General features: G+C 69.6%; 18 protein-coding genes. 8 read left to right on the top strand and 10 right to left on the bottom strand.

Annotated elements, in window-relative coordinates:
- Positions 1-13: 13 nt before the first annotated feature.
- Entirely contained in the window at positions 14-856 is an 843-nt protein-coding gene (locus ACCO44_RS02080) for an alpha/beta fold hydrolase (RefSeq protein ID WP_167632805.1), read from the bottom strand.
- Positions 857-952: 96 nt separating this feature from the next.
- Here ACCO44_RS02080 and ACCO44_RS02085 point away from each other — a divergent pair, with 96 nt between their 5' ends.
- The gene (locus ACCO44_RS02085; RefSeq protein WP_029261445.1) at positions 953-1,519 is read left to right on the top strand and encodes a TetR/AcrR family transcriptional regulator; all 567 of its coding nucleotides are present in this window, start codon (positions 953-955) and stop codon (positions 1,517-1,519) included.
- 239 nt (positions 1,520-1,758) lie between these two features.
- Complete coding sequence (locus ACCO44_RS02090) at positions 1,759-2,562, top strand: TspO/MBR family protein (protein ID WP_372468103.1); 804 nt, start codon at positions 1,759-1,761, stop codon at positions 2,560-2,562.
- Here the strand turns inward: ACCO44_RS02090 and ACCO44_RS02095 are convergent.
- The 6 genes from ACCO44_RS02095 to ACCO44_RS02120 are packed head-to-tail and all read right to left on the bottom strand — an operon-like array spanning position 2,544 to position 10,475.
- Complete coding sequence (locus tag ACCO44_RS02095; protein WP_262002916.1) at positions 2,544-3,215, bottom strand: response regulator; 672 nt, start codon at positions 3,213-3,215, stop codon at positions 2,544-2,546. The genes ACCO44_RS02090 and ACCO44_RS02095 overlap by 19 nt on opposite strands.
- Positions 3,212-5,773 (bottom strand): ATP-binding protein, encoded by a 2,562-nt coding sequence (locus tag ACCO44_RS02100; protein ID WP_372468104.1) that lies wholly within the window; start codon positions 5,771-5,773, stop codon positions 3,212-3,214. The genes ACCO44_RS02095 and ACCO44_RS02100 overlap by 4 nt, the downstream gene beginning before the upstream one ends.
- Positions 5,770-6,372 carry a potassium-transporting ATPase subunit KdpC gene (kdpC, locus tag ACCO44_RS02105; RefSeq protein WP_372468105.1) on the bottom strand — a complete coding sequence of 201 codons (603 nt, stop codon included), beginning with the start codon at positions 6,370-6,372 and terminating at the stop codon, positions 5,770-5,772. The genes ACCO44_RS02100 and kdpC overlap by 4 nt, the downstream gene beginning before the upstream one ends.
- 25 nt (positions 6,373-6,397) lie before the next feature.
- Entirely contained in the window at positions 6,398-8,704 is a 2,307-nt protein-coding gene (gene kdpB / locus ACCO44_RS02110) for a potassium-transporting ATPase subunit KdpB (RefSeq protein ID WP_372468106.1), read from the bottom strand.
- A 2-nt stretch (positions 8,705-8,706) separates the two neighbouring features.
- Positions 8,707-10,386: a potassium-transporting ATPase subunit KdpA gene (kdpA, locus tag ACCO44_RS02115; protein WP_372468108.1), complete on the bottom strand. Its 1,680-nt coding sequence runs from the start codon at positions 10,384-10,386 to the stop codon at positions 8,707-8,709.
- Entirely contained in the window at positions 10,386-10,475 is a 90-nt protein-coding gene (locus ACCO44_RS02120) for a potassium-transporting ATPase subunit F (protein WP_036303189.1), read from the bottom strand. The genes kdpA and ACCO44_RS02120 overlap by 1 nt, the downstream gene beginning before the upstream one ends.
- Positions 10,476-10,755: 280 nt before the next feature.
- Here ACCO44_RS02120 and ACCO44_RS02125 point away from each other — a divergent pair, with 280 nt between their 5' ends.
- The 3 genes from ACCO44_RS02125 to ACCO44_RS02135 all read left to right on the top strand — a co-directional run bounded on the left by ACCO44_RS02125 (position 10,756) and on the right by ACCO44_RS02135 (position 12,635).
- A complete protein-coding gene (locus ACCO44_RS02125; RefSeq protein WP_181156257.1) occupies positions 10,756-11,085 on the top strand; it encodes a PadR family transcriptional regulator in 330 nt (109 codons plus the stop codon).
- The gene (locus ACCO44_RS02130) at positions 11,082-11,831 is read left to right on the top strand and encodes a hypothetical protein (RefSeq protein WP_372468110.1); all 750 of its coding nucleotides are present in this window, start codon (positions 11,082-11,084) and stop codon (positions 11,829-11,831) included. The genes ACCO44_RS02125 and ACCO44_RS02130 overlap by 4 nt, the downstream gene beginning before the upstream one ends.
- 354 nt (positions 11,832-12,185) lie before the next feature.
- Positions 12,186-12,635 carry a hypothetical protein gene (locus ACCO44_RS02135; RefSeq protein WP_372468111.1) on the top strand — a complete coding sequence of 150 codons (450 nt, stop codon included), beginning with the start codon at positions 12,186-12,188 and terminating at the stop codon, positions 12,633-12,635.
- 7 nt (positions 12,636-12,642) lie between these two features.
- Here ACCO44_RS02135 and ACCO44_RS02140 read toward each other — a convergent pair whose 3' ends face one another.
- Positions 12,643-13,251, bottom strand: coding sequence for an FMN-binding negative transcriptional regulator (locus ACCO44_RS02140; protein WP_029261455.1), 609 nt, complete (start codon positions 13,249-13,251; stop codon positions 12,643-12,645).
- A complete protein-coding gene (locus ACCO44_RS02145; RefSeq protein WP_372468113.1) occupies positions 13,251-14,204 on the bottom strand; it encodes a DMT family transporter in 954 nt (317 codons plus the stop codon). The genes ACCO44_RS02140 and ACCO44_RS02145 overlap by 1 nt, the downstream gene beginning before the upstream one ends.
- Here ACCO44_RS02145 and ACCO44_RS02150 point away from each other — a divergent pair.
- Positions 14,203-15,609, top strand: coding sequence for a PLP-dependent aminotransferase family protein (locus ACCO44_RS02150; protein ID WP_372468114.1), 1,407 nt, complete (start codon positions 14,203-14,205; stop codon positions 15,607-15,609). The genes ACCO44_RS02145 and ACCO44_RS02150 overlap by 2 nt on opposite strands.
- A gap of 15 nt (positions 15,610-15,624) precedes the next feature.
- Here the strand turns inward: ACCO44_RS02150 and ACCO44_RS02155 are convergent, their stop codons facing one another.
- Positions 15,625-17,730: an APC family permease gene (locus tag ACCO44_RS02155; RefSeq protein ID WP_372468115.1), complete on the bottom strand. Its 2,106-nt coding sequence runs from the start codon at positions 17,728-17,730 to the stop codon at positions 15,625-15,627.
- Positions 17,731-17,813: 83 nt separating this feature from the next.
- Here ACCO44_RS02155 and ACCO44_RS02160 point away from each other — a divergent pair, with 83 nt between their 5' ends.
- The gene (locus tag ACCO44_RS02160; RefSeq protein WP_372468116.1) at positions 17,814-18,899 is read left to right on the top strand and encodes a VanZ family protein; all 1,086 of its coding nucleotides are present in this window, start codon (positions 17,814-17,816) and stop codon (positions 18,897-18,899) included.
- A gap of 60 nt (positions 18,900-18,959) precedes the next feature.
- Entirely contained in the window at positions 18,960-19,694 is a 735-nt protein-coding gene (locus ACCO44_RS02165; RefSeq protein WP_036303193.1) for a GTP pyrophosphokinase family protein, read from the top strand.
- Positions 19,695-19,748 lie beyond the last annotated feature (54 nt).

The following is a 19,748-nucleotide window of genomic DNA, read 5'->3' on the forward strand; positions in this document are numbered from 1 at the left end:
ATACGAACGGGGGTTACTTGGCGAGGAAGTCCTTCAGTGCCGCGTTGACCTCGTCGGCGTGGGTCCAGAGCAGGCCGTGCGGGGCGCCCTCGACCTCGACGTAGTCGGCATCCGGCACCGCCTGGTGGAAGCGGCGCGCGGTCGCGTCGATCGGGAGGATGTTGTCCTTCGTGCCGTGCAGGATCAGGGTGGGCTTGGCCGCGGCGCGCACGGCCTCGACGTCGCCACGGAAGTCCTCGATCCAGGCCGAGACGACCGCGTAGGCGGCCACGGGTGCGCTGCCGATGGCGACGTTCCAGCTGCCGGTCACGGCCTGCTCGCTGATGCGCGAGCCGAGGTTCTCGTCGAGGTTGTAGAAGTTCTTGTAGAAGTCGGTGAACCACGCGAAGCGGTCGCCCTTCGCCGCGGCCTCGATGCCGTCGAAGACCTCCTGCGGCACGCCCTCGGGGTTGTCGTCGCGCTGCACCAGGAAGGGCTCGAGCGAGGCGAGGAAGGCGAGCTTCGCGACGCGGTCGTGTCCGTACTTCGCGACGTAGCGGGCGAGCTCTCCGGTACCCATCGAGAAGCCGACGAGCACGACGTCGCGCAGGTCGAGGGTCTCGAGCACGGTGTTCAGGTCGGCGGCGAACGTGTCGTAGTCGTAGCCGGCGTTGACCTTGGAAGATCCGCCGAAGCCGCGGCGGTCGTAGGTGATGACGCGGTAGCCCTGGGCGAGGAGCTCGCGGGTCTGACGCTCCCAGCTGTGGCCGTCGAGCGGGTAGCCGTGGATCAGGACGACGGGCTGACCCGAACCCTGGTCTTCGTAGTAGAGCTCGATCGGAGTGCTGTTCTCGTTTCCGACGGTGATGTAGCCCATGATCCTGGTCCTTTCGGTTGCGGTGAGAACGCTCGTTCTCGCTCGATGTGTTCAATCTAGAGAACGTTCGTTCTCGTGTCAAGTAGACTTCTGGACATGACCGAAGACGAGGCCCGAGAGCGCATCCTGTCCGCCGCGGAGGAGCTCTACTACCGCAAGGGGTACGCGGCCGTCGGCATGGACGAGCTGCGCTCGGCCGCCGGCGTGTCGCTGCGTCGCCTCTACGCGCTGTTCCCCGCGAAGACCGACATCGTCACCGCTGTCCTCGCCCGCAAGCACGCCCAGTGGGAGTCCGGGCTCTCCGCGGCCGTGACGGATGCCGGTGATGATCCGCGCACCCGCCTGCTCGCGGTCTACGGATACCTCGAGAACTGGTTCTGCGCCGACGACTTCCGCGGCTGCGCCTTCATCAACGCGTTCGGCGAGCTCGGCGGGACGAACCCCGAGGTCGCCGAGATCGTGCGCACGCACAAGGCGTCGTTCCAGGAGTACATGGCGGGCCTGGTCGCCGACACGGGTGCCCCCGCAGCGCTCGCCGCACAGCTGTCGATCCTCGCCGAGGGGGCGCAGAGCACGGCCGCGATCTCGAAGGACCCCTCCGTGGCCGTGCAGGCGCGCGGCGCCGCGGAGGTCCTGATCGACGCGGCCTTCGCCCGGGCCTGAGTCCCGGCACCGTCGTCCGCCCACCCGTTCCGCGGCATCCATCCTGCCCTGCACGCATGTCGGGAGGATTCGCGGGTGTCGGGGCATTCGACGGCGTGTCTCCCGACGGATGGACTTTCTCCCGACGGATGCGCAGAGGAGGCGGGCGGCCCGGCCGTTTGGCTAACCTGGTTAGCGAAACGGCGGCCGGGTGTCAACCCCGATGCGCACCGGGCGCTCCACGCCGTATGGTCACGACCATGGACTCACGTACGAAGGGCATCGGCCGGCAGAGCCTGATCATCGCGGCGGCATCGTTCATGCTGATCGCGGCCGCCGTGGGCGCAGGAGCCTTCGGCGGAACATCCGTCGACGACCTGCAGGACGGCGCGCTCTCGGCACAGGGCTCGTATCTCGCGCCCGCCGGCCCCGCCTTCTCGATCTGGTCCCTCATCTACATCGGGCTCATCGCGTACACGGTGTGGCAGGCGCTTCCGGCACAGCGACAGGATGCTCGCCAGCAGGCTGTGGGTGGGTGGATCGCCGCCTCGATGGTGCTGAACGGGCTCTGGCTGGTCACCGCGCGGTATCTGACGCTGTGGCTCACGGTCGTCGTTATCGCCCTGCTGCTGGCCGTGCTCGCGCGGGTGATCGTCGTACTGGGGCGCTTCCCGGCGCGAAACCTCGCCGACCGCATCCTGACCGACGGCGCGAACGGCCTGCACTTCGGCTGGGTGACGATCGCGACGGTCGCGAACACGGCCGCGTGGCTGACGCAGATCGCACCCGAGAGTTGGGCGGAGGCCGCGGATGCCTGGGCGATCGCCGTGCTGGTCGTCGTCCTGGTGATCGGTGCCGCTGCCGCGTGGGCGACAGGTCGCATCGCCCCCGCCCTCGCGACGGCCTGGGGTCTGGCCTGGCTCGCGGTCGGCCGTCTCACCGGAGAGCCCGAGAGCACTCCGACGGCGATCACCGCGATCATCGTGGCCGTGCTGCTCGTCGTCGCCGGGGTCGTCGCGGTGCTGCGACGCCGTGCGCGCTCGGCTCAGAGCACGAGCCGGTAGCCCATCCCCGCCTCGGTGAGCAGGTGCACCGGCGCGGCCGGCTCCTGCTCGAGCTTCTTGCGCAGCTGCGACATGTACAGGCGCAGGTAGCCCGAGTCGGACACCTGCTCACTGCCCCAGATCTCCTTCAGCAGATCCTGTCGCGTGACCAGGGCACCCGGATGCCGTGCGAGGTGCTCCAGCATCCGCCACTCCGTCGGCGTCAGGTGCACGCGAGTTCCGGCGCGGGTGACGGTCTTGGTCGCGAGGTCGACCACGACGTCGCCGAACGCCACCGTCGACTCCCCGTTCGCCGGCATCGACCGGCGGGACAGCGCCCGCAGCCGCGCGAGCAGCTCGTCCACCTGGAAGGGCTTCGTCACGAAGTCGTCGGCACCGGCATCCAGAGCCTCGACCTTGTCGGCCGACCCGGTGCGGCCGGAGACCACGATGATCGGCACGTTCGTCCATCCGCGCAGCGCCTGGATGACCTCGATGCCGTCGAGCCGTGGCATCCCCAGGTCGAGCATGATGAGGTCGGGATGCGTCTGCGCGGCAGCAGCGACCGCGGCGGCACCGTCGGCCGCCACGACGACCTCGTATCCATGGGCGGCGAGCGTGATCCGCAGCGCCCGCACCATCTGCGGGTCGTCGTCGGCGATGAGGAGCTTCACTCCGTCTCCTCCGTGTCGTGATGCCCTGCGCCGAGTGGCAGGGAGATGACCATGGTGAGGCCCCCGCCGGGGGTGTCCTCGGGTGTCAGGGTACCGCCCATGCCCTCGGCGAACCCGCGCGACAGGGCGAGCCCGAGCCCGAGCCCCGTGGTGTTGTCGGTGTCGCCGAAGCGCTGGAACGGCTGGAAGATGCGGTCCCGTCGCTCGGGTGAGACCCCGTCGCCGCGATCGATCACCCGGATCTCGGCGCGATCGCCGAGGGCACTGGTCGAGACGATCACCCGGCTGCCCTCGGGCGCGTGGCGGTGCGCGTTGGCGAGCACGTTCACCAGCACGCGCTGCAGCAGGACGGGGTCGGCGAACACCGGCGGCAGCTCGGGGTCGAGGGCGAGCTCGACGTCGGCGGGGCCGAGCCCGAGCTCATCGATGGCGGCGAGCACGGTGCCGGCGGCATCCATCCGAGAGGAGGAGACCGCGAGCACCCCGGCCTGCACGCGGCTCACGTCGAGCAGGTCGGTGACCAGGGTCGACAGGGTGGCGAGGCTCTCGTCGGCGGTCGCGAGCAGCTCCTCGCGGTCGGATGCCGAGAGCTCGTGCGCGCCGCGCAGTCCGCCGATCGCCGCGACGGCCGAGGCCAGCGGGCGCCGCAGATCATGGCTCACGGCCGACAACAGCGCGCTGCGCACCTGGTCGGTCTCGGCCAGGGCCTCGGCCTCGCTCGCGGTCGCCCGCAGGTCGGTGTGCTCGATCGCGGCCGACAGCTGCGCCACGATCGCGTCGAGCAGTCGACGCTCCGGCCCCGCCAGCGGTTCGCCGTTCAGCTCCAGCATCGCGCGCGGGCCGCCACCGGGGCGGACGCCGACCGGGATGCTCGTGGCTCGTCCGTCGGCGACCGGCTCCCCGTCGCTGGCGAGCACATCGCCTTCGGGGGAGAGCACCCGCACGCCGCTGAGCCCGAACGCCTCCCGGGTGCGGCTGGCGAGGGCCCGCACCGCGTTGTCGCCCCGCAGCACGTTGCCGGCGACCGCGGCGAGCAGCTCGGCCTCGGCGGTGGCGCGCTGCGCGGTGCGGGCGCGTCGGGCGGCCTGGTCGACGATGATGCTCACCAGGATCGCGATGAGCACGTACAGCGCGAGCGCGAGCACGTGCAGCGGATGCGCGATCGTGATCGTGAACAGCGGGGCGACGAAGAGGAAGTCGAGCGTGACGCCGGAGAGCACCGCGGCGAACACGGCAGGACGGATGCCGCCGATGAGGGCGACCACGACCACGAGCAACTGGTACGCGAGCACCTCGGCCGTGATCGACTCGGGGCTGCGGAAGGTGAACATCACCCAGGACAGCAGCGGCCCGAACGCGAGGGCCACCGCGAAGCCGAGCAGCTGCCGCCGCCAGCCGAGCGCCCCGCCGGTCATCCGCGGCAGGGCGAGTCGCCCTCCGGCTGCGGCGTGGGTCACGATGTGCACGTCGATGTCACCCGAGCGGCGGATCACCTCCGAGCCGATGCCGGGACCGGTGAGCGCGGCGGCGAGTCGACTGCGACGGCTGACGCCGATGACGAGCTGTGTGGCATCCACCCCCTGCGCGAACTCGACCAGCGTGGCCGGGATGTCGTCGCCGACCACCTGGTGGTAGCTGCCGCCGAGCGATTCGACGAGGGTGCGCTGCGTGGCGAGGGCGCCGGGGGTCTCGTTGCGCAGTCCGTCCTGCGCCGAGATGTGCACCGCGAGCAGCTCTCCGCCGGCCGAGCGGGCGGCGATCCGTGCACCGCGACGCAGCAGGGTCTCGCCTTCGGGGCCGCCGGTGAGGGCGACGACGACCCGTTCCCTGGCCTGCCAGTTCCCTTCGATCCCCTGCTCCGCACGGTAGGTGCGCAGGGCGCTGTCGACCTCGTCGGCGAGCCAGAGCAGGGCGAGCTCGCGCAGCGCGGTGAGGTTGCCGAGGCGGAAGTAGTTCGACAGGGCGGCATCGATGCGCTCGGCCGGGTACACGAGCCCGGCGGAGAGCCGGTCCCGCAGCGACTGCGGCGCGAGGTCGACGACCTCGATCTCGTCCGCGGCGCGCACCACGGCATCCGGGATCGTCTCCTGCTGCGCGATGCCGGTGATCTTCTCGACCACGGCATTGAGCGACTCGATGTGCTGCACGTTGACGGTGGTGACGACGTCGATGCCGGCGTCCAGCAGCTCGTCCACGTCTTGCCAGCGCTTCGGATGCCGCGAACCGGGGGTGTTCGTGTGTGCGAGCTCGTCGACGAGCGCGATCTCGGGAGCCCGGGCGAGCACGGCGTCGAGGTCGAGTTCGGTCAGGGCGATGCCGCGATGGTCTTCGACGCGACGGGGCACCTCGGGCAGTCCGACCGTCTGCGCGAGCGTGGCCGCGCGGTCATGGGTCTCGACGATGGCGATGACGACGTCGTGTCCCTCCTCGCGGAGGCGGCGTCCTTCGGCGAGCATCTCGAACGTCTTGCCCACGCCGGGAGCGGCACCCAGCAGGACACGGAGGCGTCCACGACGAGACTGCTCCGACGTCGGGCGATGCGTCCGATCTGCGCTCATTCGCCCTCCTGGCCGTCCAGCGCGAGGTTGAGCTCGGCGACGTTGATGCGCTCCTCGCCGAGGAATCCCAGATCCCGCCCTTGAATCCTAGACTCCACGAGGTCCTCGACCTGCTGTTCCGGGAGCCCGCGCGCCTCGGCCACGCGCGGCACCTGCAGCAGGGCGTAGGCGACGCTGATGTGGGGGTCGAGGCCCGAACCCGAGGCGGTGACCGCGTCGGCCTGCACCTCGGACGCCTTCACGCCCTCGCGCTCCGCGATCGCGGCCTGGCGGTCGGCGATGGCCGCGACCAGGTCGGGGTTCTCCGGGCCGAGGTTGCTGCCGCTGGAGCCCGCCCCGTCATAGCCGTCGCCGGCCGCCGAGGGGCGGGACTGGAAGTACTCCGGCAGGGCCTCGCCGTCGGCATCCGTGAACGGCTGGCCGATCAGTGAGCTGCCTTTGTCGTCGGGGAGGGGTGAGCCGTTCGCCTGCCAGGGGAGAGCGAGCTGCCCGATGCCCGTGACGAGGAGCGTGTAGCCGACGCCGAGCACGAGGGTGAGGACGAGCATCGCGCGGATGGCGACCCCGGTGGTGCGGGCCGCGGTGCGAGTGGAGGACATGTCTGGGTTCCTTTTCCGAGCCGGGTCAGAAGCCCGGGATGAGGCTGACGACGAGGTCGATGAGCTTGATGCCGATGAACGGGGCGATCACGCCGCCGAGTCCGTAGATGAGCAGGTTGCGCTGCAGGATCTGCGAGGCGCTCGCCGGGCGGTACTTCACTCCGCGCAGGGCGAGCGGGATCAGGAACACGATCACGATCGCGTTGAAGATGATCGCGCTGGTCACGGCGGATGCCGGCGAGTGCAGCTGCATGATGTTGAGCGCGGCGAGTCCGGGGAAGACGCCCATGAACATCGCCGGGATGATCGCGAAGTACTTCGCCACGTCGTTCGCGAGCGAGAACGTGGTGAGGGCTCCGCGGGTGATGAGCAGCTGCTTGCCGATGCGCACGATGTCGATCAGCTTGGTCGGGTCGGAGTCGAGGTCGACCATGTTGCCGGCCTCCTTCGCAGCCGAGGTGCCGGTGTTCATGGCCACGCCGACGTCGGCCTGCGCGAGGGCGGGGGCATCGTTCGTGCCGTCGCCGGTCATGGCGACCAGGCGCCCGCCCTCCTGCTCGCGGCGGATGAGGGCGAGCTTGTCCTCGGGCGTCGCCTCGGCGAGGAAGTCATCGACCCCGGCCTCGGCGGCGATGGCCTTCGCGGTCAGCGGGTTGTCGCCCGTGATCATCACCGTGCGGATGCCCATGCTGCGCAGCTCGTCGAACCGCTCGCGCAGGCCGTCCTTGACGATGTCCTTGAGGTGCACGACGCCGAGGATGCGGCCCTCCGTCACCTGTTCGTCGGACACCTGTCGGGAGTTCGCACGGATGTCGGACCGTTCCGCGGCGATTCCTCCGACATCCGTCCGTTCTTCCGACAAGTGGGCAGGTGCGGATGCCGGGGCAGACGCGGATGCCGGGGCCGGGGCGGATGCCGGGGCAGACGCCGGGGTCCGCACGGCGACGACGAGGGGGGTCCCTCCACTTTCGGCGACGGTGTCGGTGCGGGTGGTGAGCTCCGCGTCCTCGGCGTCGAGCCCGAGCCACGCCCGCACCGCGGAACCTGCGCCCTTGCGGATCTGCGTGCCGTCGGCGAGGTCGAGTCCCGACATGCGGGTCTGCGCGGTGAACGGCACGACGACGGCATCCTCCGGAGCGGTGACGCGGATGCCGCGGGCGGCGGCGAGCTCGACGATCGAGGCACCCTCCGGCGTGGGGTCTGCGAGCGACGACAGGGCCGCGACCCGCAGCAGTTCGCCGGCGTCGATGCCCGGGAGGGGCAGGACCTCGTGCGCACGGCGGTTGCCGTAGGTGATGGTGCCGGTCTTGTCGAGCAGCAGCGTGGTGACGTCGCCCGCGGCCTCGACAGCGCGCCCCGACATGGCCAGCACGTTGCGCTGCACGAGCCGGTCCATCCCGGCGATGCCGATGGCCGAGAGCAGTGCGCCGATGGTGGTCGGGATCAGGCAGACGAGCAGGGCGATGAGCACCGGGATGCTGACGGGCGATGCCGCGTAGGAGGCGATCGGGTTCAGGGCGAGCACCACGACCACGAAGATGATCGACAGGCTGGCGAGCAGGATGTTCAGGGCGATCTCGTTCGGGGTGCGCTGGCGGCTGGCGCCTTCGACGAGGGCGATCATCCGGTCGACGAACGTCTCACCGGGCTTCGAGGTGATGCGCACCACGATCCGGTCGGACAGCACGCGGGTGCCGCCGGTGACGGCGCTGCGGTCGCCGCCCGACTCGCGGATCACCGGGGCGCTCTCGCCCGTGATGGCCGACTCGTCGACGGTCGCGATGCCCGCGATGATGTCGCCGTCGCCGGGGATCAGCTCGCCGGCGGTGACGATCACGACGTCGTCGCGCTGCAGTTCGGCGGACGAGACCTCCAGGGTCTCGGCACGTTCTGCGGCGGCATCCGAAGCCGCGTCGTATCCGACCACCCTGCGGGCCATCGTGCTGGTGCGGGTCTTGCGCAGGCTCGCGGCCTGGGCCTTGCCACGGCCTTCGGCGACGGACTCGGCGACGTTCGCGAACAGCACCGTCAGCCAGAGCCACACCGCGATGCCCCAGGTGAACGGCGCGGGGACCGGGGTGCCGCCCGAGTCGGCGGGTCCGCCGAGGAACGGTTCGGCGATCGCCAGCACGGTCGCGAACGCGGCGCCCACCCAGACCAGCAGCATCACGGGGTTGCGGACGAGGGCTGCGGGGTTCAGCTTGCGCAGGGCGCCGGGCAGGGCCTCGACGAGCTGTGACCAGCCGAAGGAACGCGTCGGCTGCGCGGGGGCGGATGCCGCAGCATCCTGCTGTTCAGAAGGGGATTCGGAAGGCGTGGTGATGAGAGTCATGGTCAGACGAGTCCTTCGGCGAGGGGTCCCAGTGCGAGCACGGGGAAGTAGGTGAGGGCGGTCACGACGACCGTCACGGTGAGGAGGAGGCCGACGAACTGCGGCCGGTGGGTGGGCAGCGTTCCCGAGGTGGCGGGCACACGCTCCTGCGCGGCGAACGAGCCGGCGAGGGCGAGCACGAGCACGATGGGGAGGAAGCGTCCGAGCAGCATCGCGATCCCGAGTGCGGTGTTGAACCACGGGGTGTTCGCGGTGAGTCCGGCGAAGGCGGAGCCGTTGTTGTTCGACGCCGAGGTGAACGCGTAGAGCACCTCGCTCATGCCGTGCACGCCCGGATTCAGGATGCTGGTGGACTCCACGTCTTCCCGGATGCCGGGGATCGCGAAGCTCAGCGCGGTGCCGCCGAGGACCAGTGCAGGGACGACGAGGATGTACAGGCTCGCGAGCTTGATCTCCCGCGGACCGATGCGCTTGCCGAGGTATTCGGGGGTGCGGCCGACGAGCAGCCCGCCGACGAACACGGCGATGATCGCGAGCACGAGCATGCCGTAGAGGCCCGAGCCGACGCCGCCGGGGGCGACCTCGCCGAGCATCATGTTCAGCATCGGCATCATGCCGCCGAGCGCCGTGTACGAGTCGTGCATCGAGTTGACCGCACCGGTCGAGGTGAGCGTGCTCGCGCTGCCGAACAGCGTGGATCCGAGGATGCCGAAGCGCACCTCCTTGCCTTCCATCGCGGCGCCGGCTAGCTCGGGTGCGCTGCCGCGGCCGGCCAGTTCGAGCGCCGAGAGCGCGAAGGTCGAGATCAGGAAGATCGTGCCCATGACCGCGGCGATGGCGTAGCCCTGGCGGTGGTCGCCGACCATGCGGCCGAACGTGCGGGGGAGGGAGAACGGGATCACGAGGATCAGCAGCACCTCCAGCAGGTTCGTGAACCCGGTCGGGTTCTCGAACGGGTGCGCGGAGTTGGCGTTGAAGAAGCCGCCGCCGTTCGTGCCGAGGAGCTTGATCGCCTCCTGCGAGGCGACCGGTCCGCCCGGAATGGTCTGGGTTCCGCCCGACACGGTGGTCACGTCGGTGAAGCCGGCGAAGTTCTGGATCACGCCACCGGCGAGGAGCGCCACCGCACCGATCAGGGCGATCGGGAGGAGGATGCGGCCGAGACCGCGGACCAGGTCGACCCAGAAGTTGCCGATGGTCGCCGAGCCCCGGCGTGCGAGGCCGCGGATCAGCGCGATCGCGATGGCGAGTCCGACCGCCGCGGAGACGAAGTTCTGCACCGTGAGGCCGGCGAGCTGCACGGTGTAGCCCACGGTCTGCTCGGGCGAGTACGACTGCCAGTTGGTGTTCGCGACGAAGGATGCCGCGGTGTTGAAAGCGAGCCCTTCGGGCACGGCCGGGAGACCGAGCGACTGCGGCAGGAACGCCTGCAGGCGCTGCAGCCCGTAGACGAGCAGCAGCCCGACGACCGAGAACGCGAGAACGCTGCGGGCATAGGCGCGCCAGGTCTGCTCGGACGACGAGTCGACGCCGATCAGCCGGTAGACGCCGCGCTCGACGCGCAGGTCCTTCGCCGAGGAGTACACCCGGGCGATGTAGTCGCCGAGGGGGCGGTAGACCAGAACGAGCACGACCACGACGGCCGTGAGCTGCAGGATGCCGAACCAGATCGCCGCACCCATCAGAATCGCTCCGGCGCGACGAGCGCGACGACGAGGTAGACGACGGCGGCGACGGCGAGGACGGCCGCGATGATCTCGAAGACGATCATGCGCGGTCCACCGCCTTGGCGACCAGGGACACGAGGGCGAACAGCGCGAGAGTCAGCGCGATGTAGATGATGTCGAGCACGGATCCGATACAACTCCCGCGCGCGGGCGTATCCGTCGATCCTCACGGTTCCCCTACGCCGCCACCGAGGATGCATGCGGGTTGCTCACACCCGGCTCAGCGGTTGGCCGTGTGGGTCTCGTCGGGATGCAACTGAGGACCTCCTGAGAGTGGGTATATTCTCGTTGATCAGAATATGCCCACTCTTTAGGGTTGATGTCATGAAGACACCGTCACCGTTGCAGTTCACGCTTCTCACTGCTCTCACCGGTCGCACACTCCACGGATACGCACTCGTCGAGGAAGTCTCGACGCTCACGGGGCAACGGCCAGGTGTCGCGACCGTGTACGCCGCACTCGAGAAGCTCCTCGCACTCGGGTGGATCGCCCAGACGCAGGATGAAATCGTCGGCGGGAGGTTGAGACGGTACTACGCGATCTCTGAGACGGGGCTTCACGTTCTCGATCTCGAGGCGAAGGCGCTCGCCCAACGGGCACGACGCGCACAGTTCAAACTGCAGCAGGTGCGGACCGCGGGAGCACAAGCATGAACACCGATCCCCTGCGACGAAGCCTCGAAGCCTATCCGCGACGCTGGAGAGAAGTGAACGCTCACGTGCTCTTCGGAATGCTCGAAGAGGCTCGTGACGCCCACCCCGAACTCGTTCCCCTCGAAGCACGAACAGCTGCTCGAAAGGGGCTTGCAATGAGAATCACACAGGTGCTGCCTTGGGTGCTCGGGGCGATCAGTGTTGCCTCAGCTGCTGTCGCTATGACCATCGTGGCCGTCGCATTCACCGAGCAGAACGAAGCCCTCGTCCACGTGCTTTGTTTCTTCATCACCCCTCTCGCCAGTCTGTGGGCGATCGTTGTGGGGCTGATATCCCGCCCCACAACGGTTCATCCTCGCTGGGGGGCGGCTGTACTGGGCAGCCTCGGGATTCTCGTCGCTGGGGGCGCACACGTCCTCTGGTACCTGGGCGTCGACACCGACATGACGAACCTCCCTCCCATATGGGGCGCGACCACCGCCACCGCGTTCATGCTTATCGGGATCGCACTCACCATCTCCCTGTTCCCCGCGTTCGCCCGCGCGACCTCACGCACCGTGGCCGTCATCGCCACCGCTCTCGTAGCCGCCTCCGGCGCGATCACGACGATCGTATTCTTGAGCCTGCCGTTCTCCGCGCCGATCATCGCCCTGACTGCGGTCGTCATCGTGCTGACCATTCGGCCCGGCCGCCAACGCACCGCATTGAACCCACCCGCAGCACCGTCTGAACGGCGCCGCCCCTAGCCCCCCGGTCCCTATCCTGCGGGGCGTGGACCCCTAGCCGCCTACTGACAAGACCTGCTCGGCAATAGGTGGATTGCGAACCCGTGGTGAGCGGGGAGAGGCTGGTGAGTCGGCCCGGATGACCGGGGTCGCGCGATTCGAAACCGGAGTTAGGGCGTCGCGAGCGAATCCAGGAACGCGCGGGTCTGTGCCGCCAGTTCGGGCGACTGCGTGTGGTGGAGGTAGTGGCCGCCCTCGATCCCGACGACCTCGCCGCGGTCGACACTCGCTGCCTGGGCCTCGTGCAGCTCCCGCCAGCCGGAGGCCTCGGGTCACGGCAGCTCGGCGTCGGCGCGGCCTGGCAGGATGTCGAGCATGAGTGTGATCTACGACTACTTCTCCGCCGCATCCGACGAAGAGGCCGTGCGGGTCCTCGACGTGGAGGCCGGGCCGACCGCGACGGACTCCGGTTTCGACGCCGGCACGCTCGGCGGCATCGATCCCGTCGTGCAGCTCGGCACGCTCGAGGCGCTGCTCACGGGCGCCCCGTACGACGACGTGACCGAAGACCCGCGTGCCGGACACAACCTCGCGATGAGCGAAGACTACGACCGGATCATCATCACGGTGACGGATGCTCTGGCATCTGCGCTCGCCGCAGCCGACGACGCGCGCCTGGCCGAGGTGGCCGAGCCGTGGTCGCAGACCGAGGAGCTCGAGGGTGCGGATCCGGCGCAGTTGGCTGCGTTCGCGCGCGACCTCGCCGCTCTCGCGCGTCGCGCCGCCGCATCCGGCCACCACGTGTACTGCTGGGCCTGCATCTAGAGGCCGATCACGGTCGCACCCCGTCGACCCGCCGCATCTCCGACGCGAGCGCGCTGTTCGTCTCGGCGAACCGCGCGGTGATGTTCTCGCGCACCTCGGGCGGCTTGTTCTGGCTGAGCTTGGCGCGCGCATCGAAGCGGGCGACGCGCATCCGCAGGCCGACCGTGCCCTTCGCCGCTCGGCGAGTGCCCGGCTCGTCCTCCGACAGATGCCGACCGTGGTCCTGCCCGTTCTCGAAGTGGTCGGTCAACTGCGTGAGCATGGCGTAGTTCTCCTCCTCGCTGAGGATCTCGGGGGTGCCGTAGAGGTGCGCGGTCACGTGGTTCCACGTGGGGACCAGGTCGCCCGGCGGATACAGGCTCGGTGAGACGTAATCGTGCGGCCCCTGGATGATCACGAGAACCTCGTGCCGACCGAGTTCGTGGAGCTCATCGTCGGGCCGTCCGAAGTGGCTGGCGATCACGATGCCCTCCTCGTCCTCGATGAGCAGCGCAGGGTAGTGCGAGGCGACGAGTCCGGTGCTCGCCGGGGAGACGAACGTCGCCCACGGGTTGCCGCGGATGAGGCGCTTGACCTCGTCGGGGTCAGTCATCAGGTAGCGGGGTGTGTGGCGCATCAGGACTCCTCTTCTCGGGGCGGCCGGTCGGTTCGGGGGCGGTCTTTCAGGCGCGTGCGCACCGCGAGCGCGGCGCAGGCGATGACGGCGAGACCTCCGACGGCGGTGGCCCAGCCGATCGGCTCGTGCAGCAGGAGGGCGGCCCACGCGATGCTCATCACGGGCTGGACGAGCTGGATCTGGCTCACCTGCGCCATCGGTCCGATCGCGAGTCCGCGGTACCAGGCGAAGAATCCGAGGAACATGCTCACCGCGGCAAGGTAGGCGAATGCGAGCCATTGCACGGGGCTCGCTGCGGGTGGCTGCTGGATCGCCGACACCACGGTGAGGACGACCATGAGGGGAGCGGCGACGATGAGTGCCCACGACACCGTCTGCCAGGAGCCGAGCTCGCGGGCGAGCAGACCGCCTTCCGCGTAGCCGATCGCCGCGGCCAACACGGCACCGAACAGCAGCAGGTCGGCAGCGGTGAGGGAGCCGAGTCCGCCGTTCTGCAGGGCGGCGAACACGACGGCGGCGACCGCGCCGACGATCGCGAAGACCCAGAAGGAGCGGTTCGGGCGCTCGCCGGTGCGGACCACCACGGCGACGGCGGTCGCGGCGGGCAGCAGGCCGACCACGACGGCGCCGTGACTGGCGGGGGTCGTGGTCATCGCGAAGGAGGTGAGCAGCGGGAATCCGGCCACGACTCCGCCGGCGACGATGGCCAATCGCCACCACTGCACTCGCGTCGGGATGCGCTGCCGTGTCGCGGCCAGGGCGATTCCGGCGAGGAGGGCGGCGACGACCGCGCGCCCTGCGCCGATGAACAGCGGGGAGAGGCCGTCGACGGCGATCCGTGTGAACGGGAGGGTGAACGAGAAGGCGGTGACGCCGAGTAGCCCCCACCAGAGGCCGGCGTGCGTCGATAGCACTGTCGATCGCGGAGCGATAACGCTACTCTCTAATTTCATGAGTCAGGATAGCAGTGACCGGATCGTCGCCGGTGTCCGCGCATGGGTCGCCTCGGCATCTCCGGGGGCGCGCGTGCCGTCGAACCGGGCGCTCATGGCGGAGTACGGGGCGAGCCCGGTGACCGTGCAGAAGGCGATGCAGCAGCTCGTCCGGCTCGGGCTGGTGGAGTCGCGTCCGGGCGCCGGCACGTTCGTCCGCGCGATCCGCCCCGCCCGCTCAGCCGACTACGGCTGGCAGACCGCAGCGCTCGGCACCGCGCCCGCCGGACTCGCGGGCCTGTCGTCCACGCAGCGCACAGTGTCCCCGGAGGCGATCGGGCTCCACTCCGGCTACCCCGCGGTCGAGCTGCTGCCGGAGCGGCTCGTACGGCAGGCGCTCGTGCGTGCCGCACGCACCGATGCGGCGCTGACCCGCTCGCCCGCCGCGGGGCTGCCGGAGCTGCAGGCCTGGTTCGCCGGAGAGCTCGCCGCCACCGCACCCGCCGGCGTCACACCCGCATCGGCGCGCGATGCTCTCGTCATCTCAGGCAGTCAGAGCGGGCTGAGCTCGATCTTCCGTGCGGTCGTGGGCCCTGGGCAGCCGCTGCTCGTCGAGTCGCCCACCTACTGGGGCGCGCTGCTCGCCGCCGCGCAGGCGGGTGTCGTGCTGGTGCCGATCCCCTCCGGCCCCCAGGGCCCCGATCCGGATGACGTGGAACGGGCGTTCGCGCAGACGGGGGCCCGAGCGTTCTACGCGCAGCCGACGTTCGCGAACCCGACCGGTGCCCAGTGGCCGGTCGCGAACGGGGAGGCCGTGCTCGAGACCGTGCGCCGGCACGGGGCTTTCCTGATCGAGGACGACTGGGCGCACGACCTGGGGATCGATGCCGAGCCGCGGCCGGTCGCCGCCTCCGACGATGACGGTCATGTCGTGTACCTGCGCTCACTCACCAAGAGCGCTTCGCCCGCCCTGCGCGTCGCGGCCGTGATCGCCCGGGGGCCTGCGCGAGAGCGGATCCTGGCCGACCGCGCGGCGGAGTCCATGTACGTGAGCGGGCTGCTGCAGGCCGCCGCGCTCGACGTGGTCACGCAGCCGGCATGGCGCACGCACCTGCGCGGGTTCCGCGAGCACCTGCGCGCGCGCCGCGACCTGCTGGTCTCGAGCCTGGCCGAGCACGCCCCGTCGGCGCAGGTCGAGGGCATCCCGGCAGGGGGCCTGAACCTGTGGGTGCGGCTCCCCGAAGGGACGGATGTCGTGCAGGTCGTCCGCGACTGCGAGGTGCGGGGCGTGATCATCGCCCCCGGGTCCGAGTGGTTCCCGGCGGAGCCCTCGGGCTCGTACGTGCGGCTCAACTACGCGAATGCCGACCCCGGCCGCTTCGCCGAGGCCGCCGGCATCCTCGGTTCGGTGCTCGCCGGGGCGTGACGAAAGCCGCGGCGACTACTCCTGCGGCGGACCGGCTGGTCGGTGCGCGCGGCGTCCGTTCACGACCACGGGCCGCCCGGCGCGCTCCTGGCCCGGCAGCGGACGGGAACGGCGGCCGTAGATGAGCTCCGACGAGTCGAGCAGCCAGGGCACGAGGGTGATCGACACCCCGTGCACGAGCATCAGCTGGTTGGCGAGGCGGCGGGCGCGACGGTTGTGCAGGAACGACTCCCACCAGTGCCCCACGATGTACTGCGGCAGGTAGACGGTCACGACGGACGAGCCGTGCTTCTCGCGATACTGCTTGATGAACTGGGTGACCGGCTGCGCGAACGAGCGGTACGGCGACTCGACGATCACGAGCGGGATGGGCACGAGGTGGTCGGCCCACTCCTGCTGCAGCGTGGCGGCGTCGTCGGAGGCGACGGCCACGTGCACCGCGAGCGTCTTGCCGTGCTTGGCCGCGATCGCATAGTCGATGGCCTTCACGACGGGCTTCTGCAGTCGGTTCACGAGCACGATCGCGAGGTCGCCGGTCGCGCCGAACTTGGTGGTGTCGTCGATCGCGATCTCGTGCTCGACGTCGCGGTAGTACCGCTTCACGCCCAGCATGAGGAACGCGAGGATCGGAATCGCGAAGAACACCAGGTAGGCGCCGTGCGTGAACTTGGTGATCGTCACGATGAGGAGCACGAGCACGGTCATCACTGCGCCGGCCGAGTTGATGATGAGCCCGATCTTCGCCGAACGACGATCGGAGGCGGATGCTCCGTCGATGCCGGATCCTGCCCTGCTTTCGACCGGTCCGCGCAGCACTCGTCGCCAGTGCCGGACCATGCCGATCTGCCCGAGCGAGAACGACACGAATACGCCGATGATGTACAGCTGGATCAGAGTGGTGAGCTTCGCCTGGAACACCACGAGCACGGCGATCGCGGCGATGCCGAGCAGGATCATGCCGTTCGAGAACACCAGGCGGTCGCCGCGGGTGTTGAGCGACTTCGGGGCGTAGCCGTCGCGGGCGAGCACGGCGCCCAGCAGGGGGAATCCGTTGAAGGCGGTGTTCGCGGCGAGCAGCAGCACACATGCGGTCGCGGCCTGCACGATGAAGAAGGCGATGCTGCCGCCGCCGAACGTCGCCGAGGCGATCTGGGCCATCAGGCTCGGCTGCGGGTTCGTGCAGTCGAACCCGATCAGGTCGCACGGGTTCTCGGCGTAGTGCACACCGGTGATGAGGGCGAGGGCGGTCAGCCCCGCGAACAGACAGGCGGCGATCGACCCCATCAGCACGAGCGTCGACTGGGCGTTGCGCGCCTTGGGCGCCCGGAACGCGGGAACCCCGTTCGACACGGCCTCGACGCCGGTGAGGGCGGAGCAACCGCTCGAGAACGCGCGCAGGATCAGCAGGATCACGGCGGCCTGACTGAGACTCTCGGCCTGCACGGAGAAGTCCGCACTCGAGGCGACGGGGGCGTCGCCCAGGAACGTGCGGATCAGGCCGGTGACGATCATGATGCCGACTGAGGCGATGAAGACGTACGTCGGGATCGCGAAGACGAGAGACGCCTCGCGGACCCCGCGCAGGTTCACGACGATGATGAGGATCACGAAGCCGACCGCGAGTTCCACGCGGAACGGGTCGAGCCCGGGCACCGCCGAGATGATGTTGTCGACGCCGGATGCGACCGACACGGCCACGGTCAGCACGTAGTCGACCAGGAGGGCTGCAGCGACGATCACGCCGGGGATCTCGCCCAGGTTCTTCGACGCGACCTCGTAGTCGCCGCCGCCCGAGGGGTAGGCCTTGATGAGCTGCCGGTAGCTGAGCACGACCACGATCAGCAGCACCACGACCGAGATCGCGACGAGCGGCGTGAAGGAGAGGAAGGTGAGTCCACCGATCAGCAGGATCATCACGAGCTCCTGTGGCGCGTAGGCCACGGAGCTCAGCGCGTCCGACGCGAAGATCGGCAGTGCCATGCGCTTGGGGAGCAGCTGGTCGTCGACCTGCTGGCTCGTCAGCGGTTCCCCGATGATGATGCGCTTCGCGCGCGGGGGCGCGTCCGCGCTCTCCCTGTTTTCGTTTGACACGTCCGGCGACACTACGCCTGCTGACAGCATCCTCACGCGATCCTCACGGAATCCCTACGGTCGGATACGGGTCCCTCACGGAATCCTTACGGCCGCGGCTACACTGGCACGCTGTGGAAGATCAGGTGCTGCTCGGGTTCATCGCCATCGCGATCGGAGTGGCTTTCGGCATCCTCCTGTTCGTGCCGTTCGTGGCGATCAGCTACCGTCGGCGCGGGCGGCTCGGCCTCGGGCGCACGCTGCTCTGGCTGTCGGCCCTCATCTACTTCTGGGCGATCTGGACGTACACCCTGCTTCCGCTGCCCGACCCGGACACGATCCGCTGCGTCGGGGCGATCACCGATCCGATGTCGGTCGTGCGCGACGTGCAGAAGGCGTTCGCGGCGCCGGGCAACCCGCTGCGGCAGCCCGCACTGCTGCAGTTGGTGTTCAACGTGCTGCTGTTCCTCCCGCTCGGCTTCTTCGTGCGGGTCCTCGCCGGTCGCGGCATCCTGGTGGCGCTCGCCGCCGGATTCGGACTGTCGCTGCTCATCGAGACGACGCAGTCGACAGGCGTGTGGGGTGTCTACCCCTGCGCGTATCGCTTCTTCGACGTGGGTGATCTGATGACGAACACCCTCGGCGCCGTTGTCGGCTGCACCGTGGCGCTGGTCGTCCCGCGGTCGCTGCGCGGCGCGGAGGTGCGCCCCGACGCCGACCTTCCGCGACCTGTGACCCGCGGTCGCCGCGCCCTCGTCATGCTGTGCGACTTCCTCGGCTACGGCTTCCTGAGCATGGGCGCCGGCGTGACCGTGCAGGTGTGGCTGGAGTTCGTCGTGAAGGACCGCGCCGCGGTGCTCGACGGCACTCTCTCGTCCGCGGCGGCCACGATCGTCCCGTCCGCACTGTTCCTGGTGCTGATCCTGATCGGCGGGCGTTCGATCGGTGACATCGCCGTGCAGCTCCGCTACACGGGATCGCGTCTGCCGGCACCGTTCGCGCGCCTCCTGCGCTGGGCGGGCGGCATCGGAGGGATCAGCGCTCTTCAGCTGCCCGGCGGGATCTTCGGGTTCGCGGCGGCCGTGCTGTTCCTCGTCGCGGTCGTCCTGTTGTTCACGACCCGCTCCGGGCGCGGCCTGCCCGGTGTCCTCTCCGGCCAGCACCTCGTCGACACGCGGGCGGACGTCGCAGGCCCGCGCCCCGGAGCCCGCCGCATGTGAGTCGTGAGGACATCGCGCATCCACAGCGGTTTCCGATCACGAACGCGTAACGTCGATGCCATGTCGACCGTTCACGTCACCGAGGACACGATCAACCAGGCCCGCGTGCTGCGTGACGAGCTGCAGCGGTTCCTGCGCGAGTACGAGTTCGGGATGCGCGAGGTCGAGACGAAGATCTCGATCCTCCGCGACGAGTTCACGCACGACCACGCGTACAACCCGATCGAGCATGTGAAGAGCCGGCTGAAGTCGCCGGACAGCATCGTCGAGAAGATCGCCCGCAAGGGAATCGACGAGCCCGACTTCGACCGCATCCGCGCCGAGATCACCGACATCGCCGGCGTGCGCGTGACCTGCAGTTTCGTCGCCGACGTGTACCGGCTGTTCGACCTCCTCACCGCGCAGGACGATGTCACGGTGCGCACCGTCAAGGACTACATCGCGCACCCGAAGGACAACGGCTACAAGAGCCTGCACGCGATCATCGAGGTGCCCGTGTTCCTGTCGACCGGCGCGCTGGCGGTGCCGGTCGAGGTGCAGTTCCGCACGATCGCGATGGACTTCTGGGCCAGTCTCGAGCACAAGATCTATTACAAGTTCTCGAACCAGGTGCCCTCGCACCTCGTCGACAGCCTGTCGGATGCCGCGGATGCCGCCTCCGAACTCGACAGCCGCATGGAGCGCCTGCACCGCGAGGCGCATGGCGTGCCTCAGCGCCAGCTCGCCCCGCCGCCGCCCCCGGCACCTCGCTCTGCTCCGCCCGCGCCTGTCGACCCGCGGGTCGTCGGGGTCTAGCCGACGGACACCGCCGCGACCCCGCTCTCGCCGAGAAGCGGGGCCGGGGCGCGG

This window comes from Microbacterium maritypicum (assembly GCF_041529975.1).
Classification (GTDB): domain Bacteria; phylum Actinomycetota; class Actinomycetes; order Actinomycetales; family Microbacteriaceae; genus Microbacterium.